2 protein-coding genes are annotated in these 3,372 nt (G+C 71.3%); both read left to right on the forward strand.

Annotated elements, in window-relative coordinates:
• The first annotated feature begins 372 nt into the window (after nucleotides 1–372).
• Nucleotides 373–783, forward strand: coding sequence for a hypothetical protein (locus tag D7X32_RS43665; RefSeq protein WP_244239512.1), 411 nt, complete (start codon nucleotides 373–375; stop codon nucleotides 781–783).
• Nucleotides 784–822: 39 nt separating this feature from the next.
• Nucleotides 823–3,345, forward strand: a complete 2,523-nt coding sequence (locus D7X32_RS43670) for an AgmX/PglI C-terminal domain-containing protein (RefSeq protein WP_120608375.1) — start codon at nucleotides 823–825, stop codon at nucleotides 3,343–3,345.
• Nucleotides 3,346–3,372 lie beyond the last annotated feature (27 nt).

Consider the following 3,372-nt stretch of genomic DNA (forward strand, 5'->3'; position numbering starts at 1 on the left):
GCGCGGGGGCGCTCCGGGGCTTCAGCGCGAAGGCCAGGAGGCCCAGAAGGACCAGGGCTCCGAGCCCGGCCGCGATCCATTTCCACTGGTGAGTGACACCCTTCACGCGTGTGCGAGCCTCCCGCGCGCGAGCATCCTCCATCCGCCCACCGTGTCACGATGACTTCGCACCACGTCTGCTCGCATGCTGGGGAAGCACCGCTCGGAGGGAACCCCACGCGACGTTTCCAGCCTACCGGCACGAAGCAGGACAGGGCGTGGAGAGCCCGCCCCAGGTGAGGTGGACTGCCCCCCACACCTGATCGGCACAGGTCACGCCATGGGGCTGGAGTGTGCGTTGACAGGTCGGGGCTCGCATCGCTTAACCTGTTGATGATGCGACGTTTCCTCCTCTTCTGTGCCGTCGCCAGCGTGCTCGGCTTCGGTCCCCTCTCCACAGCGAACGATGCCTGGGCCCAGGGGCGTGGACGCGCACCCAAGGCGAAGGCCGCGAAGACGGCCAAGGCCAAGAAGGGTTCGAGCAAGGCGCCACCGCGCATCGAGACGAAGTCGAGCACGGCCGTCACGGATCCGGTGACGGGTGATGCGTCGGCCACGGCGTCATCCGGTCCGCCGCAGCGCGGCCCGTCGCGCATCGACTTCGACGACCGTCTCATCCAGGGCCAGACGAACAAGTCCGGCGCCGTGTACCTGTATGACCGCAAGGAATTGAAGACGCGGTCGATGCTTCGCGAGCGCGACAGCTTCCGCTCCGAGACGCTCGCCACCGTCTACGATCAGTAGGGCCGTACCGCCCATCACCCTTCGAAGGGAGCGTCACCGTTGAGCGGCCAGCCCAGCGTCCTGCAAGTCGTCATCCTCCGCGACGGCCTCCTGGTGGGGACGGAGGTCTTCGTCCCCGGCACCTACGCGCTCGGCTCCGATGCGTCGTCGGACCTGCGGCTGGACGACGCGTCCGTGTCGCCGCGCCATGCGTTGCTGTACTTCCAGAACGGCCGCACCGCGATCCAGGACGCGGGCGGTGGCACCAGCGGCGTCTTCGTCAACGGGCACCAGGTCACGGCTTGTGAGATCCGCTCCGTGGACGAGGTGCTGTGCGGTCCGTTCGTCCTGAAGACGCGGATCCTCAACCAGCGTCCCGTCGAGACCAAGCCGCAGCCGCCGCCGGAAGTCGCCGCGCTCCTCGGAGGTGCTGGGGCTCCGCCCGCCGCGCCCCCGCACGCCGGCAACGGAGCACCACACGCCTTCGCGCCCCCGCACGCCGGCAACGGGGTGACGCATCCGTTCGGGCCCCAGCAGGCCGCGCTCGCGCAGCAGCAGGCGGCGTACGCGCAGCAGCAGGCGCAGCAAGCCGCGCTCGCGCAGCAGCAGGCGCAACAGGCCGCCTACGCGCAACAGCAGGCCCAGCAAGCCGCGCTTGCGCAACAGCAGGCCGCGCACGCGAGGCAGCAGGCCCAGCAGGCCGCGCAGGCCCAGCAGGCCGCACACGCTCAGCAGCAGGCCGCACACGCTCAGCAGCAGGCCGCGCTTGCGCAGCAACAGGCCCAGCAGGCCGCCTACGCGCAGCAGCAGGCACAGCAAGCCGCGTACGCGCAGCAACAGGCCGCGCAGGCCCAACAGGCCGCTCACGCACAGCACGCTGCGCAGTCCGCACATCCCCAGGCGGCGCACGCACAGCACGCTGCGCAGCCCGCACATCTTCAAGCCGCTCACGCGCAGCACGGTGCGCAGGCCGCTCACGCGCAGCACGGTGCTCACGCTCAGGCCGTTGCCCAGGCGGCGCACGCGCAACCCGCGGCCGCGAAGCGCACTCCGGCGTCCCCCGTTCCCGCGGGCACCATGCCCTCCACGCGGCGCCGTCCTCCGTCGGAGGCCATGCCCAGCCTCCTCGTCGTGGACGACCTGCTCGCGGACGTGGACACGGACGCCGCGCCCGCCTCCGGCCCCCTCGTCCTCGACGCGACCCCGGCCACCCGCCCCACGCACGCGCCGAAGATCGGCCCGGGCAAGAAGGGCGCGGCCCAGCTCTACCTGGAGCTGTACTGGGGCGCCGTGCGCCGCGACGCGCGCCGCTTCGCTCCGGACGTGAAGAAGCCCGTGAAGGCCGCCCTGGAGGAACAGGCCCCCATGCCACTGTGGGGCTTCTCCCTCCCGGAAGGCGACGACTTCACCCTCGCTGAATCCGTCAACGGCAACTACCGCCTCTTCGTGCCCCCCGGCACCGACGTGGAGAAGGCCAACGGCGACGGCCGCTTCGCCCCCGTCACCACCGCCGCGCTCGAGTCCGACGGCAGCCGCCGCTTCGTCACCCTGCGCGACGGCGCCGCCGCCCGCCTCACCCAGGGCAAGATGTCGCTCGTCGCCTACGCGGCGCCCACCCCCGAGCGCGTCTTCGTCAACCCGCTCAAGGGCCTGCCCTGGCTGACCCTCTTCTTCCTCGCCATCTTCGGCGGCGGCCTGGGCTGGTTCATCGCCACCCGGCCGCAAGGCCCCGCGACCGCGGACTTCACCCAGAAGAACCTGCCGCCCGTCGCGCTGCGCCTCATCGCCCCCGAGCCCAAGAAGAAGGAAGAGGCCAAGAAGAAGCTCGAGGCGCTCAAGAAGAAGGAGCCCGCCAAGGACAAGCCCGTCGTCGCGGAGAAGGCCCCGCCCAAGCCCGTCAAGGAGGTCCAGGTCCCCAAGGCCGTGGCCGCCGCGCCGGAGAGCAAGGCCCTCAAGGCGCTCGCGAAGCTGTCCGCCGCGGGCCCCGCCGCCAACGACCTGCTGGCCGCCGTGGACAAGCTGGGCAGCGGCCCGGGCAGCAAGAACGTCAAGCAGACCAACTACAAACTGTCCGGCCTCATCGGCAAGGCGCCTATCGCCAACGCGGGCCTGGGCACCTTCGGCCTGGGCGGCGGCGGCAAGGGCGGCGGCGCCACGCTGGGCGCGGAGCTCCTGCGCGGCAAGGGCGGCGGCGGCATCGGCGCGCTGGGCGCTGGCGGCGTGGGCAAGGGCGCGGTGGGTGGCACCGTCACGCGCGCCACCGCGCGCAGCATCTCCTCCGCGCAGGGCACCGTGGACCGCGAGGCCGTGGCCAAGGTCATCAACAGCCACCTCAATGAGGTGCACGGCTGCTATGAACGCGCGCTGCTCAAGGACCCCGGCCTCGCCGGCAAGATCGTGCTGGAGTGGGCCATCGGGCTCAACGGCCGCGTCACCTCCGCGAAGACCAAGTCCTCCACCCTCCGCAACGCCTCCGTCGAGGCGTGCATCCTCAGCAGCCTGAAGGGCTGGCAGTTCCCAGCTCCCAAGGGCGGCCAAGTCATCATCACGTACCCGTTCCTCTTCAACTCGGTCGGCTACTGACGCGGGGGATTCCCCCCTCCCCCACGC

The organism is Corallococcus carmarthensis, from assembly GCF_003611695.1.
Classification (GTDB): Bacteria; Myxococcota; Myxococcia; order Myxococcales; family Myxococcaceae; genus Corallococcus; species Corallococcus carmarthensis.